Source organism: Streptococcus oralis, from assembly GCF_964238205.1.
Lineage (GTDB): Bacteria > Bacillota > Bacilli > Lactobacillales > Streptococcaceae > Streptococcus > Streptococcus oralis_CZ.
This window is the reverse complement of the sequence record NZ_CAXSLF010000001.1, coordinates 100911-120286: the sequence shown is the minus strand read 5'-3', so window position 1 is coordinate 120286 and position 19376 is coordinate 100911. Positions and strand designations below refer to the sequence as shown.

Sequence of the window (19376 nt, the reverse complement as noted above, 5' to 3'; positions counted from 1 at the left end):
AGTTTATAGAACAGACAAGATTACCTGGCATAATTAGTGTTCACTCGTTTCATGCTGAGACCGTACCACTGCTTGTCCGAGCTGAGGTATCAGCGAAGTAGAAGCAGATGTTCTGCCCATGGGATAGCTGTCGTAGAGTAAGGAGTTTACGACGAAACGATACGGTAACAGCGAACCGCCGAGTGTGCATCTTTGCTCGTAAAAGCATAGAAATCTTGGTATGAATCAATAATGAAAAGCCTTGATTGTAAGGCTTTTTTGTGTTTTTGTGATAGAATATAGGTAGTTATAATCGATAGCAACTAAGAAGCAGTAAAAAATATTATTCATAAAATAATCAAAATAAGGAAGATAAAATGACAGAAATTGACAAGAAGAATTTTAAAAAATTATCTTTATTGTACATTTGGAATTACTTATATAGCTTGGGGGCTTCTTGCCGTATTTACTCAATCTCATATTTTGGGATTAGAAACATTTATAGGGAGAATGTTACATATAGTAGGTGCACTTGGTCCAGCTATTGCAAGTGGCTTTTATTTGAAAAGTAATAATATAAAATTTAAACATTTTGTATTTAATAAAAGAAAAAATAGTAGTATTTATTTCATTATTCATTTGTTAGCAATTTTGATATTATTTTCTGTATCTTCCTTAGAACTAAACGGAGTATCAATTTATCTGATGCCACTATTCTTTTTTCAATTAATTTTTTTTGGTGGTGGACATGAAGAATTAGGATGGAGAGGAATATTACAACCATTACTTGATAAAAAATATACTTATTGGCAATCTAATTTGATTGTAGGATCAATTTGGGGAATATGGCATCTACCTTTATGGTTTATAGTTGGAGAAAGTCATCAAGGATTTCCTTTTATTTTATTTTTTATATATACATTATTTTTAAGTTTTGTTTTAGGGCTTCTTTATCGTCAAACTCAATCAGTGGGTTACTGTATATTATTTCATGCGTTCGCAAATTTATTAAATCTCTATTTTGTGTTAAAAATTAATGTTATTTTTATTATCATTTTTATTGCTTATTTAATTTATACAATATTGGCGAGTAATAGAATTAGTAAGGAAACAACATTTTAAAATTTAAATCAGCATATCCTTTATTGAAAGTAACGATTTGCTAATTAGATAATCAATGTTAGTGAGTTTTCTATTTGATGAGGCATCACTGTTTGTTCAAACTGATTAAACAAGTATTTATCTATTGAAAGTCCTTTAGTAAGGGGTTTAAATATGAAATTCCATGAATTTGGTGATAAGAATTTGCCTTCTATCTTGCTGATATATGGCGGTGGCAGTTCTTGGTGGAATTATCTTCGTCAAGCACGGATCTTGTCAGAGAAGTATCGTGTCATTCTACCCACCTTGAATGGCCACGGCGAAGAATATCAACTTGATTATGTTTCTACTGAAGATTCTGCTTTGGAGATTCAAGACTATATCAAAGCAAACTGTGGTGGGAAATTGTTTGCAATCGGTGGTGTTTCACTTGGTGGTCAAATTGCTATGGAGCTTTTGTCCTTAGACAGCGAGATAGCTGAGAAAGCCATCATAGATGGAAGTCCCTGTATTCCTCAACCAAGCTTGGCTAAAATTAGCATCTTTCTAGTATCACTATTTGGTAAACTGATGTTTAGTAAATTCTCTTGTGAACTTCAATTAAGCATGATGAACAAACTCTATCCTAAACTGGCTTATCCAGAGGAAATAAAAGATTATTATTTGGAGGATCTGCCAAGGACGCCTATCAAAACATTGGTGACCATTTACAAAACCTATATGGGGCATTACAAGCTAAAGGATACGATTTCTTCTGGTAAGGCGCAGGTTCTTTATATTTATGGTGAAAAAGAATTGAACTGTGTGAAAGCATCAGCGAAATTATTTCAACAACTGCATCCAAATACGATTTTGTATGAAGCTAAGGGCTATAACCACGGCTATTTATCAGCTTACCTGCCTCAAGAGTGGATTAATTTGGTAGTGCCATTTTTAAAGAGCGATTCATTGGAAATGTGTAATGAATCTGATATATCATAAGGAGGAATCTGATGCTAGGAGCAATAGTTGGAGACATTGTAGGTTCTGTTTATGAATGGGACAACATTAAAACGAAGGATTTTCCCCTGTTTAGGGATGATTGTTTTTTCACAGATGATACGGTGATGACCTGTGCTGTTGCAGAAGCCATTATGAATGGCGGTCAGAAGGATGACTTTATTGATGCCATGAAAAAATATGGTAGGATGTATCCCGATGCAGGTTACGGTGCAAGATTTGGGAATTGGGTTGATGGCGACGATCGAGAACCTTATAATAGCTTTGGAAATGGCTCAGCAATGCGTGTTTCTCCATGTGCCTGGACCATGGATTGTAGTTTCTGTGCACGAACGGGAGCCTGGCCGTCCAGAAGAGCTCTTGCACGACTTTCTGCAGAGGTGACTCATAACCATCCAGAGGGCGTCAAGGGAGCTATGGCGACATCTGATGCTATCTTTATGTGTCGTTATTACTTTGGAGGTTACAGTGGTGACTATGGAAAACCGATCAACGATAACCCTACAGAGTGCAAGAGACTCATCAAGGAATACATAGAGCAAGAGTATGGATATAATCTTTCTCAAACACTAGATGAAATTCGTCCTACTTATCGTTTCAATGAAACTTGCCAGAATACGGTACCTCAAGCTATCATTGCCTTTCTTGAAAGTACAGACTTTGAGGATGCTATCAGAAATGCTATCTCTATTGGTGGGGATAGTGATACTCTTGCTGCAATCACAGGAAGTATCGCCGAGGCAGCTTATGGAATTCCTGAGTGGATTAAGGACAAGGCCTATAGCTATCTCGATGAGCCTTTGAAAGATGTGCTCAGACGATGGGAGAAAGAAGTTTCAATATCATAACAGATACTAACTAGTCAATATCAAACTCTGAAAGATAAGATTATGGAAGTTGAGCAAATACTAGGGTAAAGAGTTATCACCTTTTGAGAAGAAAAGACAGAAACAAACTTAACCAAGTCATGAGCTTGACCACTGAAAAACAGCAAAGCGACGAGATAATAAATAAACTCGTCACTTTTTTCTTTTAAATTAATGGTGTAATTAATCCATTTTGCTTTATTCAGCTATTTACTCAGATTTTTGTTTATTCATTAGTAAAATGCATGTTATTACTGCTATACAAGTTAGCAGAATCAAATACCATAGATTTTCAAGTCGAAGCCCTTTATCTAACATCAAACGGTATCCCCAATAAGCCGGAAAAACATGGCCTATTACTTGAAGAAAATCAGGGAGCAAACTAATTGGAAACATAATCCCTGAAAGCATAATTGAAGGCAAAAATACAAGTTGAGCTAACATGGTCAGCTTTGCCTGGTTTTTTAAAGTAAGTCCCAGTATACATCCAATACTCAATGATACAATAATATATATGGTGAGTGAAAGTAAGAAAATCGCAAGTTGAGTCGGTAGAATTGCTTTAAATAAAATAGGGGCAAGTAGCAGGATCACAATGCTGGTCATCATCAAATGGACAAAAGCCGAGAGAACCATAGTTAGCAATCCTAAATAAATAGGTACTCCATTTGCTTTATAAATTTTTTTAATGTCGCTTCCATAAATTTCAACTAATGAAGGGGGCAAGCCAAGAAAGGCTCCCATTGAGACACTCATGACTATCATAGATTGTATGAGCGTACTTCCCATCTCAGGCATAACGGAAGTAAAAATACCACCCATGATAAGAAAGAAAACAAGCGGTACAATATAGAAAGTAACCAAGAGAGATTTGCTTCGTATATCTAATTTCCACTGTAATACTAAACTATATAGAAAACAGTTCATTCTGATTCCCTCCTTGCCATTTTGATGAAATGCTGTTCCAAGGTGCCACGATCAACCTTAATATCCAATATCTGAATTTTTTTCTGCTTGCATTCTTGCAATAATGAAATTAAGGCATCCTCAATATTAGTCGTTTCAAAAGACTTCACTCCCTCTTGAGTCTTTAAATGGATATAGTATCTTCTTCCAACCTTGTCTGTCAGTTCTGAAGGAGTGCCACAAAAGACAATCTTTCCACTGTTCAAAATAGCAATGCGGTCACATAAGGTCTCAACTTCAGCCATATCATGACTTGCCAAAATGATTGTTTTCCCTTGTGATTTGAGATTCCGTATTTGTTCGTGGAGGGATAGTCTTGCTTCAACATCAAGTCCCGCTGTCGGTTCATCGAGGAAAATAATATCGGGATTTCCGATAAGTGCAAGGGCGAGATGTAGTTTTCTTTTTTGTCCCGTAGATAATTGCAGGTATTGTGACTTCTCAATTTCTTTTATTTTCAGAGCTTTAAGCATATTATCATCAATTTTTGTTTGATTCCATTTTGCAAAGAGCTTTATCGCTTCCATAGGTTTAATATGAGCGGGCAAAGAAGATGACTGCAATTGAATTCCCATTTTGCCGTTTACAACAATAGAGCCTCCATCATATTTTCTCAGACCTTCAATACATTCAAGCGTTGTTGTTTTCCCAGCACCATTCACACCAAGTAAAGCGAAAATTTCTCCCTTTACGATTTGAAAATTAAGACCTTTTAGGACCCCATAACAACCGTAATTTTTATTTAGTTCACGAACCTCTATTGCGTATTTCATGGCTACACCTCCTCAAAGGGATTGGTTCCAAGTCTTGAAAAATAAACTTGCAAAGCTGGTTCTAAATATGAGTTAACGATTTTTTGCTTTTCCTCCCAAGCGTTAGTAGCGGTATCAATATTACCGACTTCCATCAACTTCGGAAGCATAGTCATATCTCCATTTGTAAACTCCATGATCAAGCCCCAGTATTCTTGTACAACTTGTTGGCACTGTTCGCTATCAGCTGGCACCTTTTCTTTTTGGAGCTTCACAATCTCATCACTCAGGCGATTAAATCTGTCCAGAAAGTCTGATCCGCTTTTCTTGTCAAATCGACTGCGTATACGGTCCAGCGTATCATCATCAAAACGTTTAATCAGAGAGTAAGATTCATTCTTCATTTGTAGGTTGACAATAATATCTGCATACTTTTTAAAGTCAACCGTCTGTATTTGTAAAACTTCAACTTTTAACTGCTCTATTTCTGATAATGAAGCCTGAAGTTGTTCTATTTTTTGGCGAATATCATCTGCTTGCTCTGTAAGAGCATTTGCAACTTCAGATGGAGTTTTCAAAGAGTTCAAACGTCCCTTTATGTCCTTAAGAGAAAAACCAAGTGATTTCAAGGATATAATCTGATGAAGCAACACTAAATCTTTATCGGTATAAAGCCTACGTCCTCCCTCACTTTCTGCCGATGGAGAAAGTAGTCCTTCTTTATCGTAGTATTGTAGAGTTCGGACTGTAACTCCCATTTTCTTGGCAACTTCCCCAACTGTCATAAACCCTTCTGGGATTGCTCTGAATTTTGCCATCATTCTCACCTCCTAATATATATTATACATCATTACGTAAGGTCATGAGCAAGCGCTTTATAAAAATTATTGATTAAAGATTTATTCTAGTGATCTCGTTTACTTAATATAAATGAAAATGCTTGTGAAAACACCTATTTTAAGGTGACAAAAAGGGGATGAAAGAGAAGTCCAAAAACAATTACTTGGACTTAGTATATCTTTTTGCTTTGTTCAATGATTGGTGCTATAATGTAGTTAAAAAGTAAAGGAAATATAGGAGATATATGATGAATACAATGTATATTATCGTAGGATTTGTTGTTTTTTGGTTCTTGCTATTTGTTGTTTTTATGATTGCAAATGGTAATAGAAAGAAAAAAGCTATTAGCTTTGTTAGTGATAATAGTGATAAAGCTATTGTTCATTTATACTGTTCAAAAACTAAAATTAATGGACAGAATCTTGCTGACTTTAATCCAATAACTGGAGAAAACCTAGAAAGGGTAGTTGCTTTAGTTCCAGGGAGATATACAATCGAGGGCGTTTATAAAACGACTGAGACTCGACTGAATCAAACAATTAATATCAAATCAGAAAATATCAGTATGGATCTTGACTTGGAGGCTGGGAACACCTATTCAATAGCTATGTACCTATACTCTCCTGAAGAAAGACAAGAGTATGAGAATGGCAAAACTGATGAAGTTGTTTTGAGTGTTCCGTTAACCATTGTTGTGGGTAGTGATTTCATCAAAGCATACATTATCTGCAACAAAGAAAAATAATTATTTAGGAGGTTGAAGTTCAGATTTGAACTGACCTCTTTTTCTAAAATTAAAAGAAGCATTAAATAGCATCATTTTTTCTAGAATGTTTGCGCATCAATCCGAATTTGTGGGGGAGGATAATAGTATGAAAAAGAGTACTTATAATCTATTAACTAAGATTCCTATATATGGAATTTTATTAAAACAATCGAGTAAAGGTGAGATGAAGCTATGCAGTCCATTCCTTCAAGATATGGCGGAAATAGGAATTAGATCAAATGAAATTTATGCACTTCTAGAGGAAAAATATCCAGGCGAAGTGGTAACAAGAGATCGTTTTCATGAAGGTTATAATAAAATACTTGAATTAAAGTTTAAGCAGGAGATTAACAAAATTTAATGTCTTACTTTTATTTTTCAACAGAAGTACCACAGGCTGAGATAGTAATAACGTAAAAATGATCAGAATTAATAGAAACAGTTAAGATTAGAGGATGATAGATGGTTATATTAGAATTGTACCAAAACAATTATTCAAAGAATTTAGTCGCTTTTGATTCTTTAGAAGAAGGACGAGAATTTGTAACTCAAATCCCTGGATATACTTTAGAAAAAGAAGATGGGTTTGAAGTGGAGTATTTTAATCCAAAAAATCTACCGGATTATATGGAGATTGTCTTCAACGGAAATATTGTCCCTTTATCTAGATTTTCGTTTGAACTCGAAGAAAATGTGGACATTATTTGGAAAGAAATTTCGAATTTATCCGTTAAAAACGATAAAGTAATCGATGGATATTCAAAAATCGATGCCTATGTCGTTAACAACGATGAAGTGAAAGCTTATGTCGAAGCACGAGAAGTAAACTTCCGCAAGGCAAAAGACTTCTTAGAACGCACTGGATATGAAGTTGACAGAAGCTTTTTTGGAAGTGAAGACGGCGAAGCGATTCTCTACAGAAAGAAAGGTTCCAAAGATTGGCACTTCTTGTGTCACTTAGACCCAACGTTTGTAGAGATTGAAGATGTAGAAAGATATATTAAAGAAGCGATGGAGTATATCCAATAGTCACTCAAATTTCCTTGTTTGTGTATGCCACTGCTTGCGTGAACGGATTAAGAAGTAAAGAGAAACATCTAGCACTATCTAGCTTCTTAAGGAGAAAGGACATTGTGAAAATGGAAATCGGGAAAACCTATCTTGTAAAAAAAAATATTTTTGGTTTAAAAAAAGATGAACTTTGGACCTTAATTGACAAGGGTTATCAGGCTTATTTTGGTGAACATAATTTCGTATTTGTCAATGATGAGAAAGTGAAGGTATTTGCAGTTTTACAAGATAGTTCAGAAGAAGATATACAAATTTACCATCATCTGGATGACTATCTTGAAGAAGTTACTCACGAAAATTTCTGAAGAAGGTGAGCTGCAAATTGAAAATGCTCGCTTTTAAAAAGTTTACTGAAATATTTTTGTGGGAAATCATAATTTTTAATATATTTAGTGAGAAAGTTAATGGATAAAGAATTTTATATGACACCAAATTCTGAAGAAAGCAACCTTGTCCTGAAACAGGCTTTGAAAGAACTAATCGAAGATATGTACGAAAAGAATATAATATCAGGTTTGTTAAAGGATGATATAGATAGTCAATCCTTTGAGGATCTTGTTCTTTCTTTAAAGGATAAACTTAAAGAATGCTATCCTAAAACTAAGCTCAAACGAATGATGAAGAGCATCCATTATGCGAATGGTTTTGAAGATAAATCTTTAAAAGAAAGTGCTTTTCTCTTGGATGAGATTGAACAGTATCTTAGTAGCAATCGCTTTCTTGATCATGATCAAGCGGTCAAGTATTTTAATGACAGAATTACTGCTGATGGCTTTGAAATCAATCCCCAATCTTTAGTTTTAATCATGATTGAAAGTTTGCATAGCTGAGAGAAGCTGTATAGGATATTGAGAAAATATGCGTAATGATAATAAAAGAGAAAGGTATAGCTATGTCTTATGATTTAGTAGTATTTGAGAAATCAATCGCACCAGCTAGTAAAGCTGAATTTTTAGATTGGTATGACGAGCAAGTGGAGTGGAAGGAAGACCACGATTATGATTCAATTGAAGTTAGTTCAAGCAAACTAAAAAGTTGGTTTCTGGACATGATAAAACTATTTCCACCTATGAATGGTGACTTTGATATGGATGATGCTTTAGAGAATGACCAAGAGCTGGAAAGTCGTTTTACTGACTATAGTATTGGTAAGAATCTTATCTATGCAGGATTTGCATGGTCACAAGCAGAAACAGCCTATAATACAATGCTCATGTTAGCCTCAAAACATGATGTGGGATTTTTTGATGTCAGTGGTACTGGGGCAATTATCCTATCTGAAACTATCAAGTTAGATTAAAAGATGAGCCAGGTTAGTTCTTAGGAGATTTTATGATTTCCATAGCTTCCTAGCATATGTATTTATTAACCCTTTTACATGGAATTAATTTTGAGATAGACGTCCTTACAGTGGCTATTCCGATTATCAAAAAGATCTAGACTGAAACCAAGCTGAAAGCCATCTGGTTCAGTCTTTTTTTCTGTTAATGTAGTATAATAAAGGGTGTAGGAATTCTATTTTTTAATAGGATTTTTCTAAGTTAAGATTAGTTATTTTATGGAGTCAAAAGCTAGATCAGAGGTGAGAAAGTTGACTGAATTTGAGAGCTTATTTCTTCAAATAATCGAATATTCGAATCAGGTTACAGATGAAAATTTTCAAGAATATGCTGAGTTAGGATATAATCTTTTAAGGAAAATCCATCATCTAGGTATAAAGGAGACACAAGTATACGAGAGATTTTTTACATACTATGACAGCTTACAAGATGGAATGATAAAAGAGTGGTTTGCAGAAATGCTAGACTATATTTCTGGCTGGTGTCATTCAGAAAAATATCTTTGGAATCATCAGGAATAAGGGAGACCAGATTAGCAAATTGAAGCATTGGTAGTTGAAAATGATTTTGCATAAGATATAGGAGTTAGCTATGTTTAATGACAGTTATATTTGGGGGCGTCTTTTCATCCCCCTTATCATGATTTTCGTCTTAGGATTGATGGTATTCGTTCATAGACGTCAGGTTTTTAAGTATTTATATATCGTGAATATTTTTTTGTATCTAGTTGCGATTATTACTTATTTTATTTTAGAAAATCATCCAGTCGGCCAACCATTTCCATATCCATGGATGACAGTTATTCCGTTTGTTTGGACCATATCTATCTTTCTAGCTTTTGGATTATCGTTCGCGTCTCTTAGTGCTTTTGTCATTGAACAGGCACAAAGGCATATCTGGGCAAGGATGATCATTGGTTTAGTTGTTCTAGCAATTATGATAGCTATCGCGATAGGTATATACTACTTTATAGAGATTATTAGAGTTATAGGTTACTTTTAATTTTTAGTCAGTTTCTGATGGTAAACATGTAGAAAGAGGAGCAATATGAAGCAATCACTTGAATTTTTAAGAGAAAGAATCACCGATAAGATGCCCTTAGAGGATATAGTAGCAATCTTTGAAGACTTGTGTCGTGAGCCTATTGAGGATGAGATGATTTTGTTTGAAACAGGGACATTTACAGCTATATCTGATAAGCCAATGTTTCAACTATCCTTAGTAAGACAAGCTCCAAATGAAGATGAAGAGTTTTATCAAGTTCACCTTGATATTTTCTATGAAGCATGTCAAGAGAATCAAATATTTCATGAATCGATCTGGGATGAAGATTTAGAGGAAAATATCTTTGATTACATTAGAGCTTCGGAGGTGTTTGCCTATGCTAAAGAGCAGGAATACCAAGCTGTCAAGATTTATCTGGAAGAAACTTAAGAAAAGGTAGTAATATGTTTCATTTTTTAAGAAAAAAACACACAAAAAACTTGAAATCAATCTCCACAACAATTCAATGATTATTAACGGAACTAGCTTAGCTTTTCCTTTATCCTTGAAAGATATTGAAGCTGTATTGGGGAAGCCTGACCAGGTTGTCAAAAGAGATAATAAGTTTATCAAATACATTTATGACAAAGCTGGAATTGTATTTGAACATTCTTTCTCGATTAAAAATCATTTAAAAAAATCTAAAACCTACATTGATGAGGAACATTTGATTTCTACAGTTTTCCTCTACTATGGCGATGTTGTAAAATCTATGACTGGAGAGAAAGAATTGCCAAAGCAACCATGTCAAGCTGTGGTATTATCAGATGGAAAATCTCCTTATTTCTTTTCTGATAGACAGAGAGTAGGTGATTTCAACCTGATTTTATGGACTCCTTATGGAACGAATTTTAATGGAATTGCAGAGACCATCACTGACACACTTTCTATTTCCTACTTTCCAGAGGTTAAACATGAACGGGAAAGTTACAAGTTAAAAGAAACTGACGAAGAAGTGTTACGCTTTGACAATATAAATTTTAAACTAGCCATTATCCAGGTTTTAATGTATGATTTAGAGGTTTTGAAACCTGTTTTTAATATTTTTGATTTTGCAGAGGAGGTCAGTGAGTTGAACATCGACACAGAAAGTATGGAGATAATTCAGCCAGCACTTGATTATATGATAAATCTTCCTATACCTAAGAAATATGCCGAACAAGTCCAAGAAATCTATATGGATGGAGGAAATGAAATTTATCTGAATTTGATACCTCAGTGGGACGGTGAAGATGATAGTTTCGATCTAAATGAAGTTAGTCTTAAAGAACTGCAACAGTTTCCAAATCTGAAGCAAGCGACTATCATAAGCAGTAATTTTGAACATGTCAAAGCAGTTTTTGATGAAGCTGGCATTGATGTAGAGTTGTTGTAAAAACTTAGTACAGGGGAACCATCGTTTTATTTAATAAAACAAAAAATCGAAATCTAAACAGATCTTATATGTTTGTAACCGCTTTTTTCTGCTATAATATTACTAGATAGAAATGTGGGAGTTTTATCATGGTTACAAAACGGTTTTTGAAAAATGTTATTGTTGCGATGGTCTCGGTTTTTATGTCCTTGACCGTTTTTCAAGGTGTTCAAGCTCAGCAAACTGGATTCGATTACCAACGACAACAGCGAATTGTTGAGTGTGTAACTTTGCTCGTGAAATCCTAGAAACCTTTTGGCGAAAGTTTTTTAAGTTTTGAATTGTGAACTTAGTTTGACAATTCAGGACAAATGTATAACCATGTCGCCCTACTAACGTTGAGGAGAAATATTTATGCTTGATTTTGCTAAAATAGATAAAAAGTCGATATATACTACGATCATTGGTTTGTTTCTAATGGCAGTATTGTCTTTGACAAAGATAATACCTGAACTTTCTTTGTCAGGTCTCACTGTACTGATTGGTATTCTCTTTTTCTTTGTTCTTGAACATTTTGATAAAAAATCACATATAGAATCAGGTTTGCGCTTTAAATCATTTTTCGATGATCTGAAAAAACAAGGGGTAATTCTTTTGGTCTTGCTTCCTGTAGGAACCGCTGCAGCAACTTTGCTTATCGGCGATATGATATTTAAGGGCGCTTTTGCTAGTCATATTTTGGGAAGAACGGATGGTATGTTATCCTTCGATAAAATACCGCTCCTTATGGTTCAAATAGTAATCGCAGCCTTGGGGGAAGAAATTGCATGGAGAGGTTTCTTTCTTGGTAAGTCAATGAGAATTATACCATTTTGGCTTTGTGCCATTCTATCTTCTTTATTGTTCGCGATAGCCCATATTTCTAGTGGAAGCGTTGGGCTTGTAAGCTACGATATTTTCATGATTTTTGTTGATAGTATCATCTATGCAATGATTTATAAAAAGTCTGGGAATTGTTTGATTTCTACACTTTCTCATATTCTCGGAAATGCAACAGGAATTCTTTTGCTAATGATGTATAGCTAGAAAGATTTTAATGTTATCTAGCTAATAAAGGATTTTCATTATAGGGCGGAAATGGTCACTATCAGCAAAAGTGGGCTAGATGACTTGATTTATAAAAGTAAGTAATCTTGCTAAAAACTTGAATAACAAAAGGCCTTGTTTCTAAGGTTTTTTGTTTAATTTTTGAAAGTATACTTGTCTTGAGATAAAAACTCTGAGATCAAAACCTCTTGACTAATTGTTTCAGATAAGGCTTGTCTAAAAGCTAATTTTCATAATGAATAGGATTTGTCGTATATGGTTGGGAGGTTTAACAGTGGTCCAACTAACAAATGTTCCTGACCAATAATATAGGGACATTTGTTCCCACTTTCTTAATATCCTTTTATGAGTCCCGCAGTAAGTTCATCACTTGTTGCTAATATATCATCTATGCGAGCATCTTTTATCAATTGGTGAGATACATTTAGGCAGTCATTAAAGAGGAAGGAGTTCTAAAGCCTGCTTTTGATATTTTTGACTTTGCGGAAGAGTTTAGCGAGTTGGATATTGATACTGAAAGTATGGAGATCATTCAACCTGCTTTAGACCATTTTGAAAAGCTCCAAATCCCTAAGGAGTACGCCCAGCATGTCCAAGAAATCTATATGGATGGAGGAAATGAAATTTATATGAATCTGATACCTCAGTGGGACGGTGAAGATGATAGTTTCGATCTAAATGAAGTTAGTCTTAAAGAACTGCAACAGTTTCCAAATCTGAAGCAAGCGACTATCATAAGCAGTAATTTTGAACATGTCAAAGAAATATTCGACATGCAAGGGGTTCAAGTGAAGTTATTATAATTGTCGCATTTATCTGGATAAATCATAAATGGATGGTATAAGTTCTTTAAGGATAAGGGCTAAAAAGGAAAGAAATCTGGTGATAGATAATGAACATTCTTGATCTTAATTCTAATCAGAAAGATACGATATTGTTAATCCACCCGATGTTATCATCGGCTCAAGGGATGAAGTCCCTGATTGCAGACCAGATGGGGCAAGAGTTTAGATATATCATTCCGGATTTGTCTGCACATGGGCAATCAGCTTCGCTCATCTACGAATCGTCTCTTAAGGAAAGCCAGATGATTTATGATTATCTAAAGGCTCATCATATAAAAGACTTGTGTTTAGCCTTTGGCGCATCCTTGGGTGGTGTTGTATTACTGCAATTGTTGAATTACAAGGACATCAGGTTTGGGAAACTTGTTTTTGAAGGGGTTAGTTTATGGACAAATGCGCCCTTGCTTGATGTCTTTACTAGGTATTTATTGTTAATAAAGCACAGAAAAGCTCTGCGAAATAGAGATCTAGCTGTTCGTAAGATGGTTGCACTTTATGGAGAAAAAGGAGAGATGATGGCGGATTCTTTCATTGCTATGGATGAAGAAAGTATTAAACATATTTCCCGTGATTGTGCCTTCGTAGCTTTACCTAACCTCACGCCAGAGGAACAAAAAAGCTGTGTTTTCTTTTATGGTTCAAAAGAATTCGACTTGATTGCTGCTAGAAAAGTTGTCCCCAAAAAGTATCCTCATGCCACATTTCACATTTGGCAAGGATATGACCACTGTTGTAAGATCACTGAAAATCCGGGAGTTTACTGTAAACTTTTAGAAGAAATGATTTTAAAAAAATATCAGTTCCAATGAGGTAAGACATGACAAGTAAAAAATCTAATCTTGAACATTATAGAAATATGTTAAAACAACCTTGGGGAAAGATACAATATGAAATAACCTTTGCCCAACTTGCTCATCTGGAAGGTAAGAAAATTCTTGATTTTGGATCTGGATTTGGCTTGGTCAGTGAATTTCTTTCTCGTAAGAATCAAGTTATTTCTGTTGAACCTAATGAGGAAATGCTCTATGCCAACTCTTCCACATCCTATGAAAAATTGTGGGGTAGTATTGACAAACTCGCTCGTTTTACGGATAAATCCTTTGATCTTGTCCTTTGCCATAATGTTTTAGAATATATAGATCCTAATGACCGAAAAGACTATCTTCTGGAGTTCAAAAGAATTTTAAAAGATGATGGCTTGATTTCAATTATCAAGCATAATCACGTTGGAAAAGTTCTACAAAGTGTTGTTTTTGCTAATGATATCAATCAAGCATTTAGTTTACTCAATGGTGAAAATTTTGAGAGCCTCTCATTTACAAGTGGTTCTACTTATATGATTGAGGAATTATTAGTTTTGTCTGGTCTTAAATTAGAAAACTATTTGGGGATTCGAACATTTTACAGTCTGCAACCAAATGAATTTAAGAGCAAAGAAAACTGGTTAGAAGAAATGACAAAGATTGAACTTGCAGTTTGTGATTTAAAACCCTATAAAGATATTAGTTTTTTACAACATTTGTGGCTAAAAAAATAATAGAAGCATAGGTTTTGTTTTAAAGTAAAATAAAAACTGATGTATATGAAGAAAGAGTGAATGAGATGATTTCTTCAGTTTGTAACTTGATAAAATCTTTTCTACAAATCTATTTTTCCAATTTTGAAAGAATAATTCTTAGACAGTTCATGATTGTATCTATTTTAGTTTACTACTTTCAATTTTTGTTTTTAGAAATTTCATTATATAATAAAGTGTATCAAAAAAGATATATTGATAGCCTAAAGATGTAAATAGATATTGAGGAGAAAATGAATGCAAAAAATAATGTTGATTATCAATCCAACCTCTGGTGGCGAAAAGGCTTTAGATTATAAGGAAAAGTTAGAAAATAAGGCTAAAAAATACTTCGAGCAAGTCGATACCAGAATTACACAAAAAGCGCAAGACGCAACCAACTTGGCCACAGAAGCTTCTCGTGAGCACTATGATGCTGTTCTTGTTTTTGGTGGTGATGGGACAGTAAATGAAGTAATTTCTGGTATCGCGGAAAAAGACTACATTCCTAAACTTGCGATCATCCCAGGAGGAACTGGAAATCTCATTACGAAACTATTAGAAATCAATCAAGATATTGATGGTGCCATTGACGAACTCGATTTTAATTCTACGAATAAGATTGATATCGGAAAATCAAATGGGCACTATTTCGGATACATTTTTAGTATTGGTTCACTACCAGAAGCCATCCATAACGTTGGGATAGAAGATAAAACAAAATTTGGTATGCTAGCCTATGCGATTAACACCATGAAGTCTGTCGTGACAGATCAAGCGTTTAACATTCAAGTTGAAACAGAAAATGGAAACTATATTGGAGAAGCAAGTCACGTTTTAGTTCTCCTAACCAATTATTTTGCTGATAAGAAGATTTTTGATGACGATAAGGACGGATATGCAAACGTTCTGATTCTTAAGGATGCATCAATTCTTTCTAAATTATCTGTAATCCCTGACTTATTAAAAGGGGATGTCGTTGAAAATGATCACATCGAGTACATAAAAGCTCGTCGCATCAAAATCTCTTCAGACACTGAGTTAGAAACGGATGTTGATGGTGATAAATCTGATGACCTACCAGTAGAAATTAAGGTACTAGGTCAGCATATTCAAGTCTATTCTCAACCGAAAGAATAATATCATTAAGCTTTAAAAAGTCTTTTTAACGATATTTTTAAAAGAGGACAGCCTATGAAAATTAAAAGATTAGCGACTATTGGTCTTTGCTCAACACTTCTTTTGACCTTAGTGGCTTGTAATCAAGCTCAAAAGTCGAGTGATGGAACTACTGAAACTTCAGTAACTCAAACACAGTCTGCTCAAGTTTCTTGGAAGGCTAGCTATACCAATATGAACAGTCAACCAAGTGCAGAAGAAGTTCGGAAAGCCTTGGCTGCGTATTTGGATAAAGACAGTGTGGATGCATTTGTCAATCTTGTCAATGATTACAATGAAACTGTCGGTTCAGCAGGCTTAACTGGAGATTTTTCTACATTTACCAAAACAGACTATGATGTTGAAAAGATAAGCAATCTTTGGACTCCCCAAAAAGGTGATTTTGTCGGTACCAACTGTCGTATTAACAGTTATTGTTTATTGAAAAATTCTATCGAAATCCCTAAGTTGGAAAAAGATGATTCCCTCTTGTTTGTCGATAATGATGCCATTGATAAGGGCAAAATCTTTGGTGCAGAAGACAAGGATGCTTTTGATATTTTATTCTCAAGAGTCAAGACCGAAGCAACGACAGATGTCAAAGTTCATGCTGCAAAGATGGAAAAATTCCTTTCTCAATTCAAGTTTAATGAAAATGCAAGAATGCTCTCCGTAGTGGTACATGATGACTTGGATGGTCAATCCCTCTTTATCGGTCATGTTGGAATTCTTGTACCAAGTGAGGATGGCTACCTTTTTGTCGAAAAGTTGACCTTTGAGGAGCCTTATCAAGCTATCAAATTTGCGACCAAGGAAGATTGTTACAAGTACCTATCTACCAAATACGAAAACTATACAGGAGAAGGTTTAGCGAAACCCTTTATTATGGATAATGATAAGTGGGTTCAACTCTAAAAGTAGTATTTTTCGGATGACTTGCCTAAAGAGTAGGGTAAGAAGTTACCAACCGAATGATAGTTAAATTCATATGATTAGAGGACAGCAAGCATGGATGAATATACATTAAGAGTTGTAAAAATTGATAAAGAAGCGATTTTTGAGCTGATCTACGAAACTTTTATAGCGCAAGAGCAAGAACTGCTGGACCTGTCGCCAGTAGATCTTATCAATGATTGTGCTATGGATTGGGAAAAGGGAGAGTTTATCTTTGCAGCACATCTTCAGGAAAATAGTCTGGGAGAATTGAATCCTCTTCCCAAAGATATTGATATTCAAGAGTTGCTGAAAAAACTACCTGTTACAACAGATTCCGTTCTTGGTAAAGAAGTGATTTATAGAGATTTTACATTCGACCAATTAAAAAAATAGTATAATAGTAGTAAATAAAATAGTTATAAGGAGACACAATGGATATTAAAGATTTTACAGAAAAAGAACAAGAGATGATTAAAAAGGGACTAACTTTCTCTAAGCTGAACGATAAGGAAACTGCTGATAAGATTATCGCATTAATTCCTCAAGATATGATTAAACGAATTCCATTTTTTGTTAGAAAACATGCCATTACACGTACAGTCAAGAGAATTTCACTTGAGTATCCAGAATTGTATGCTGTAGCTGAACAAGAAGGCCAACTTCCTGAAAAGGAAGCTCAAGAATTGCGACAAATTCTTACAGATATTTTCCAAGAGAAAATGAACAAGCATAAGATTAAATAAGTTTTGAGAGTTAACGATAAGATGTCGATTGAGCATTAGGAGTTGAGAATGGCTATTGATGGCGTTAAAATCATTGACAGTGATCAAGGGTATGACATTTACAATGAGGTAGTTGGTCGCTATAGAGAGGGTGATCATGTGGCCAATATCATCAAGGATATCCTCGATGCAGAGAAAGATTACTGTCAAACAGACTTTTTTACAGAAATTTATTGGACAGCTCTTGCCTACTCACTGTGGAAGATTGGTCACCTGACAGACGACATCAGAGATAAAACCTTAGAGCTTATCAAAAAAGGTCCCAATCCATTTTGGTTGGAAATAGATCCAAAGGCTTTGAAGCAAAGGCAAAAGGTCTTGGAAAAACTTGCTCTCCAGCTGCAAACTAAAAATCCTAGGCCTCTAAAGGTCCCTAAAGCCAAAACTAAACGCAAACCCTATTTTGAAGAAGGGGATCTCCTTGCTGTTAAGTTTCAAGATGAGTATGGTCTTGTATTTGTATCTATGGTTGATCAGAGTCCTAGAAAGCTTGAGTATCATTTGGCTTGCACACGCCTCTTACAAACAAAAAAGCCCTCCATCGATGATTTTTTGACCAGTCAAATCTCCTGTAAGATGGACAATACCAAGTTTGCTCTCGTTACAGACTGCTGGTTCAATCACAAAGATTTAGGGCAATTATTAGAAAATATTGAAAAAATTGGACAGGTGAAACTTAGACCTTTTAGTCTTTGGATGTTGGCACCTGCCCAAAATTTAGAAGATATTTATGAAGAAATCACTAGAGATAAAAGTTCCTCTGGCCTTCGATTCATCGAAACCTATAAACTTGTCGACGATATTTTTCCAGTTTAATGCTTATGTGATAAAGGGGGAAATGGGGAATCATTCCCACATGCTGTGCTGGGCTCTAACACCATAGCTATCTAGGGAACCATCTGAATTGAACTTGGCTTCAATCCGGTATCTTTTCCAGAGGTCGTAATCTGCTGTTTGAATAGTCAGAATGAAGTTGGCATCGGTATCAGAGACATTATAATCAGCAGGATTGACTTCAAAGATATCGATTAATTTTCGTGTTTGAAAATCTTGAAGTTTGAGATTGGCTAGCTTGACATGATTGATGGAAATTTCTTCTAGTTGATTGTTATCCTTAGGTGTTCTGTAATAGGTAATGATGCAGTTTTTGAGCTGATCCGTATCTCTTCCTGTGGGAGTGAGGCTCATAAAGCCATAGGACTGATCATCCCGCTTGACTTCAAGAAGCTGACCGTAGTAGAAGTGGTCGTTCTTGGGATTTGTGATGGAAGTCTCTGGACTTTTATCTTCAAAGCTAAAGCCTTGGTCCAAAAGTTCGGAAGCCTTGGTCTCCCCGATAATGATAGTGGTATCTTGAATGGTTACTGGAACAGGTTGAGCTGGAAGGCCACTCATCATGATGCAAAACATAAAAACATAACTCGTTAAAAAAGCTGTCCCGATAAAAGCGTTGGTTGATGCATAGGTATGACTGTTATGAAATTTTTTTCTTATAGCTAGTACAATAAATTTTCCAAGACTTTTTAAAATCATACTAACAAGTACGATGAAAAATTGTTTTTTCAAACATTCATAAATGGCTTGAGGAAAGCTATTACCATGATAGTAGAAGCCAGCCAATAGGAGTAGATTTACGATTAAATAGATCAGCAAGAACCAATGAATCTCTTTAAGGGCATTGGCATCAGTGATTTCTTCATAGTCAATGTGAATTCTTCCTTGAACAGCATGGCCAAGTTTATAAATCCATTTGGGAATGTCTTTGCCTTTTTTAACCGCAACTACAAGTCTAATATAGAGATAGATGGTAAAGGATAAGGATAGAAAGAAAAGAGCATAAAAGCCCAAAACAATACTAGTGAACATGACTATTTCCCCCTATTTAACATTCAATAAAACAATTTCTTAGCTCCAT

At 35.0% G+C, this 19376-nt stretch carries 25 protein-coding genes and 2 pseudogenes; 22 read left to right on the top strand and 5 right to left on the bottom strand.

Translation table 11 applies throughout. The features are described 5' to 3' along the window. Positions 1–356: 356 nt before the first annotated feature. The 3 genes and pseudogenes from ACESOD_RS00645 to ACESOD_RS00635 all read left to right on the top strand — a co-directional run bounded on the left by ACESOD_RS00645 (position 357) and on the right by ACESOD_RS00635 (position 2927). A pseudogene (locus ACESOD_RS00645) lies at positions 357–1101 on the top strand (lysostaphin resistance A-like protein). A gap of 153 nt (positions 1102–1254) precedes the next feature. Beyond that, on the top strand, positions 1255–2061 hold the full coding sequence (locus tag ACESOD_RS00640; protein ID WP_373093410.1) for an alpha/beta hydrolase: 807 nt from the start codon (positions 1255–1257) through the stop codon (positions 2059–2061). Between the two features lie 11 nt (positions 2062–2072). Beyond that, entirely contained in the window at positions 2073–2927 is an 855-nt protein-coding gene (locus ACESOD_RS00635) for an ADP-ribosylglycohydrolase family protein (protein WP_373093409.1), read from the top strand. Positions 2928–3155: 228 nt separating this feature from the next. Here the strand turns inward: ACESOD_RS00635 and ACESOD_RS00630 are convergent, their stop codons facing one another. The 3 genes from ACESOD_RS00630 to ACESOD_RS00620 are packed head-to-tail and all read right to left on the bottom strand — an operon-like array spanning position 3156 to position 5481. Beyond that, positions 3156–3872, bottom strand: coding sequence for an ABC transporter permease (locus ACESOD_RS00630; protein WP_373093407.1), 717 nt, complete (start codon positions 3870–3872; stop codon positions 3156–3158). Beyond that, complete coding sequence (locus ACESOD_RS00625; RefSeq protein ID WP_373093406.1) at positions 3869–4684, bottom strand: ABC transporter ATP-binding protein; 816 nt, start codon at positions 4682–4684, stop codon at positions 3869–3871. Before ACESOD_RS00625 ends, ACESOD_RS00630 begins: the two co-directional genes overlap by 4 nt. Before the next feature lie 2 nt (positions 4685–4686). Further along, the gene (locus ACESOD_RS00620; RefSeq protein WP_444861156.1) at positions 4687–5481 is read right to left on the bottom strand and encodes a MerR family transcriptional regulator; all 795 of its coding nucleotides are present in this window, start codon (positions 5479–5481) and stop codon (positions 4687–4689) included. Between the two features lie 269 nt (positions 5482–5750). Between ACESOD_RS00620 and ACESOD_RS00615 the strand changes: the two genes are divergently transcribed. From ACESOD_RS00615 to ACESOD_RS00565, 11 genes are all read left to right on the top strand, one after another. Beyond that, positions 5751–6248 carry a hypothetical protein gene (locus tag ACESOD_RS00615; protein ID WP_373093403.1) on the top strand — a complete coding sequence of 166 codons (498 nt, stop codon included), beginning with the start codon at positions 5751–5753 and terminating at the stop codon, positions 6246–6248. A 127-nt stretch (positions 6249–6375) separates the two neighbouring features. Further along, on the top strand, positions 6376–6630 hold the full coding sequence (locus tag ACESOD_RS00610) for a hypothetical protein (RefSeq protein ID WP_373093401.1): 255 nt from the start codon (positions 6376–6378) through the stop codon (positions 6628–6630). A 101-nt stretch (positions 6631–6731) separates the two neighbouring features. Further along, positions 6732–7298: a hypothetical protein gene (locus ACESOD_RS00605; RefSeq protein ID WP_373093399.1), complete on the top strand. Its 567-nt coding sequence runs from the start codon at positions 6732–6734 to the stop codon at positions 7296–7298. A 104-nt stretch (positions 7299–7402) separates the two neighbouring features. After that, a complete protein-coding gene (locus tag ACESOD_RS00600) occupies positions 7403–7645 on the top strand; it encodes a phosphohydrolase (RefSeq protein WP_373093397.1) in 243 nt (80 codons plus the stop codon). Positions 7646–7744: 99 nt separating this feature from the next. After that, positions 7745–8170 carry a hypothetical protein gene (locus ACESOD_RS00595; RefSeq protein WP_373093396.1) on the top strand — a complete coding sequence of 142 codons (426 nt, stop codon included), beginning with the start codon at positions 7745–7747 and terminating at the stop codon, positions 8168–8170. A 62-nt stretch (positions 8171–8232) separates the two neighbouring features. After that, entirely contained in the window at positions 8233–8640 is a 408-nt protein-coding gene (locus tag ACESOD_RS00590) for a hypothetical protein (RefSeq protein ID WP_373093394.1), read from the top strand. Positions 8641–8931: 291 nt separating this feature from the next. After that, positions 8932–9201, top strand: a complete 270-nt coding sequence (locus ACESOD_RS00585; protein ID WP_373093393.1) for a hypothetical protein — start codon at positions 8932–8934, stop codon at positions 9199–9201. Positions 9202–9271: 70 nt separating this feature from the next. Then, entirely contained in the window at positions 9272–9682 is a 411-nt protein-coding gene (locus tag ACESOD_RS00580; RefSeq protein WP_373093391.1) for a hypothetical protein, read from the top strand. A 45-nt stretch (positions 9683–9727) separates the two neighbouring features. Then, on the top strand, positions 9728–10114 hold the full coding sequence (locus ACESOD_RS00575) for a hypothetical protein (protein WP_373093389.1): 387 nt from the start codon (positions 9728–9730) through the stop codon (positions 10112–10114). Positions 10115–10169: 55 nt separating this feature from the next. Next, the gene (locus ACESOD_RS00570; RefSeq protein ID WP_444861158.1) at positions 10170–11099 is read left to right on the top strand and encodes a DUF6892 domain-containing protein; all 930 of its coding nucleotides are present in this window, start codon (positions 10170–10172) and stop codon (positions 11097–11099) included. A 393-nt stretch (positions 11100–11492) separates the two neighbouring features. Continuing rightward, entirely contained in the window at positions 11493–12164 is a 672-nt protein-coding gene (locus tag ACESOD_RS00565; protein WP_373093385.1) for a CPBP family intramembrane glutamic endopeptidase, read from the top strand. A 155-nt stretch (positions 12165–12319) separates the two neighbouring features. On the opposite strand, the pseudogene ACESOD_RS00560 reads toward ACESOD_RS00565, so the two are convergent. Beyond that, a pseudogene (locus ACESOD_RS00560) lies at positions 12320–12625 on the bottom strand (LacI family DNA-binding transcriptional regulator); the annotation flags it as partial. On the opposite strand from ACESOD_RS00560, the gene ACESOD_RS00555 reads away from it, so the two are divergent. The 8 genes from ACESOD_RS00555 (at position 12620) to ACESOD_RS00520 (ending at position 18277) form a co-directional block, all read left to right on the top strand. Then, positions 12620–12988, top strand: a complete 369-nt coding sequence (locus ACESOD_RS00555) for a DUF6892 domain-containing protein (RefSeq protein ID WP_373094058.1) — start codon at positions 12620–12622, stop codon at positions 12986–12988. The pseudogene ACESOD_RS00560 and the gene ACESOD_RS00555 overlap by 6 nt on opposite strands. Before the next feature lie 89 nt (positions 12989–13077). Continuing rightward, positions 13078–13839 (top strand): alpha/beta hydrolase, encoded by a 762-nt coding sequence (locus ACESOD_RS00550; RefSeq protein ID WP_373093383.1) that lies wholly within the window; start codon positions 13078–13080, stop codon positions 13837–13839. 8 nt (positions 13840–13847) lie between these two features. Then, positions 13848–14567, top strand: a complete 720-nt coding sequence (locus ACESOD_RS00545; protein WP_373093381.1) for a class I SAM-dependent methyltransferase — start codon at positions 13848–13850, stop codon at positions 14565–14567. A 276-nt stretch (positions 14568–14843) separates the two neighbouring features. After that, positions 14844–15725 carry a diacylglycerol/lipid kinase family protein gene (locus tag ACESOD_RS00540; protein ID WP_373093380.1) on the top strand — a complete coding sequence of 294 codons (882 nt, stop codon included), beginning with the start codon at positions 14844–14846 and terminating at the stop codon, positions 15723–15725. Positions 15726–15779: 54 nt separating this feature from the next. After that, a complete protein-coding gene (locus ACESOD_RS00535; RefSeq protein ID WP_373093379.1) occupies positions 15780–16658 on the top strand; it encodes a DUF4300 family protein in 879 nt (292 codons plus the stop codon). A gap of 93 nt (positions 16659–16751) precedes the next feature. Continuing rightward, positions 16752–17072 carry a hypothetical protein gene (locus ACESOD_RS00530; protein ID WP_373093377.1) on the top strand — a complete coding sequence of 107 codons (321 nt, stop codon included), beginning with the start codon at positions 16752–16754 and terminating at the stop codon, positions 17070–17072. Positions 17073–17110: 38 nt separating this feature from the next. After that, entirely contained in the window at positions 17111–17422 is a 312-nt protein-coding gene (locus tag ACESOD_RS00525) for a hypothetical protein (RefSeq protein ID WP_000351658.1), read from the top strand. A 48-nt stretch (positions 17423–17470) separates the two neighbouring features. Beyond that, a complete protein-coding gene (locus tag ACESOD_RS00520; protein WP_373093375.1) occupies positions 17471–18277 on the top strand; it encodes a hypothetical protein in 807 nt (268 codons plus the stop codon). A gap of 30 nt (positions 18278–18307) precedes the next feature. Here ACESOD_RS00520 and ACESOD_RS00515 read toward each other — a convergent pair whose 3' ends face one another. Beyond that, positions 18308–19327, bottom strand: a complete 1020-nt coding sequence (locus ACESOD_RS00515) for a hypothetical protein (protein WP_373093373.1) — start codon at positions 19325–19327, stop codon at positions 18308–18310. Positions 19328–19376: the final 49 nt, after the last annotated feature.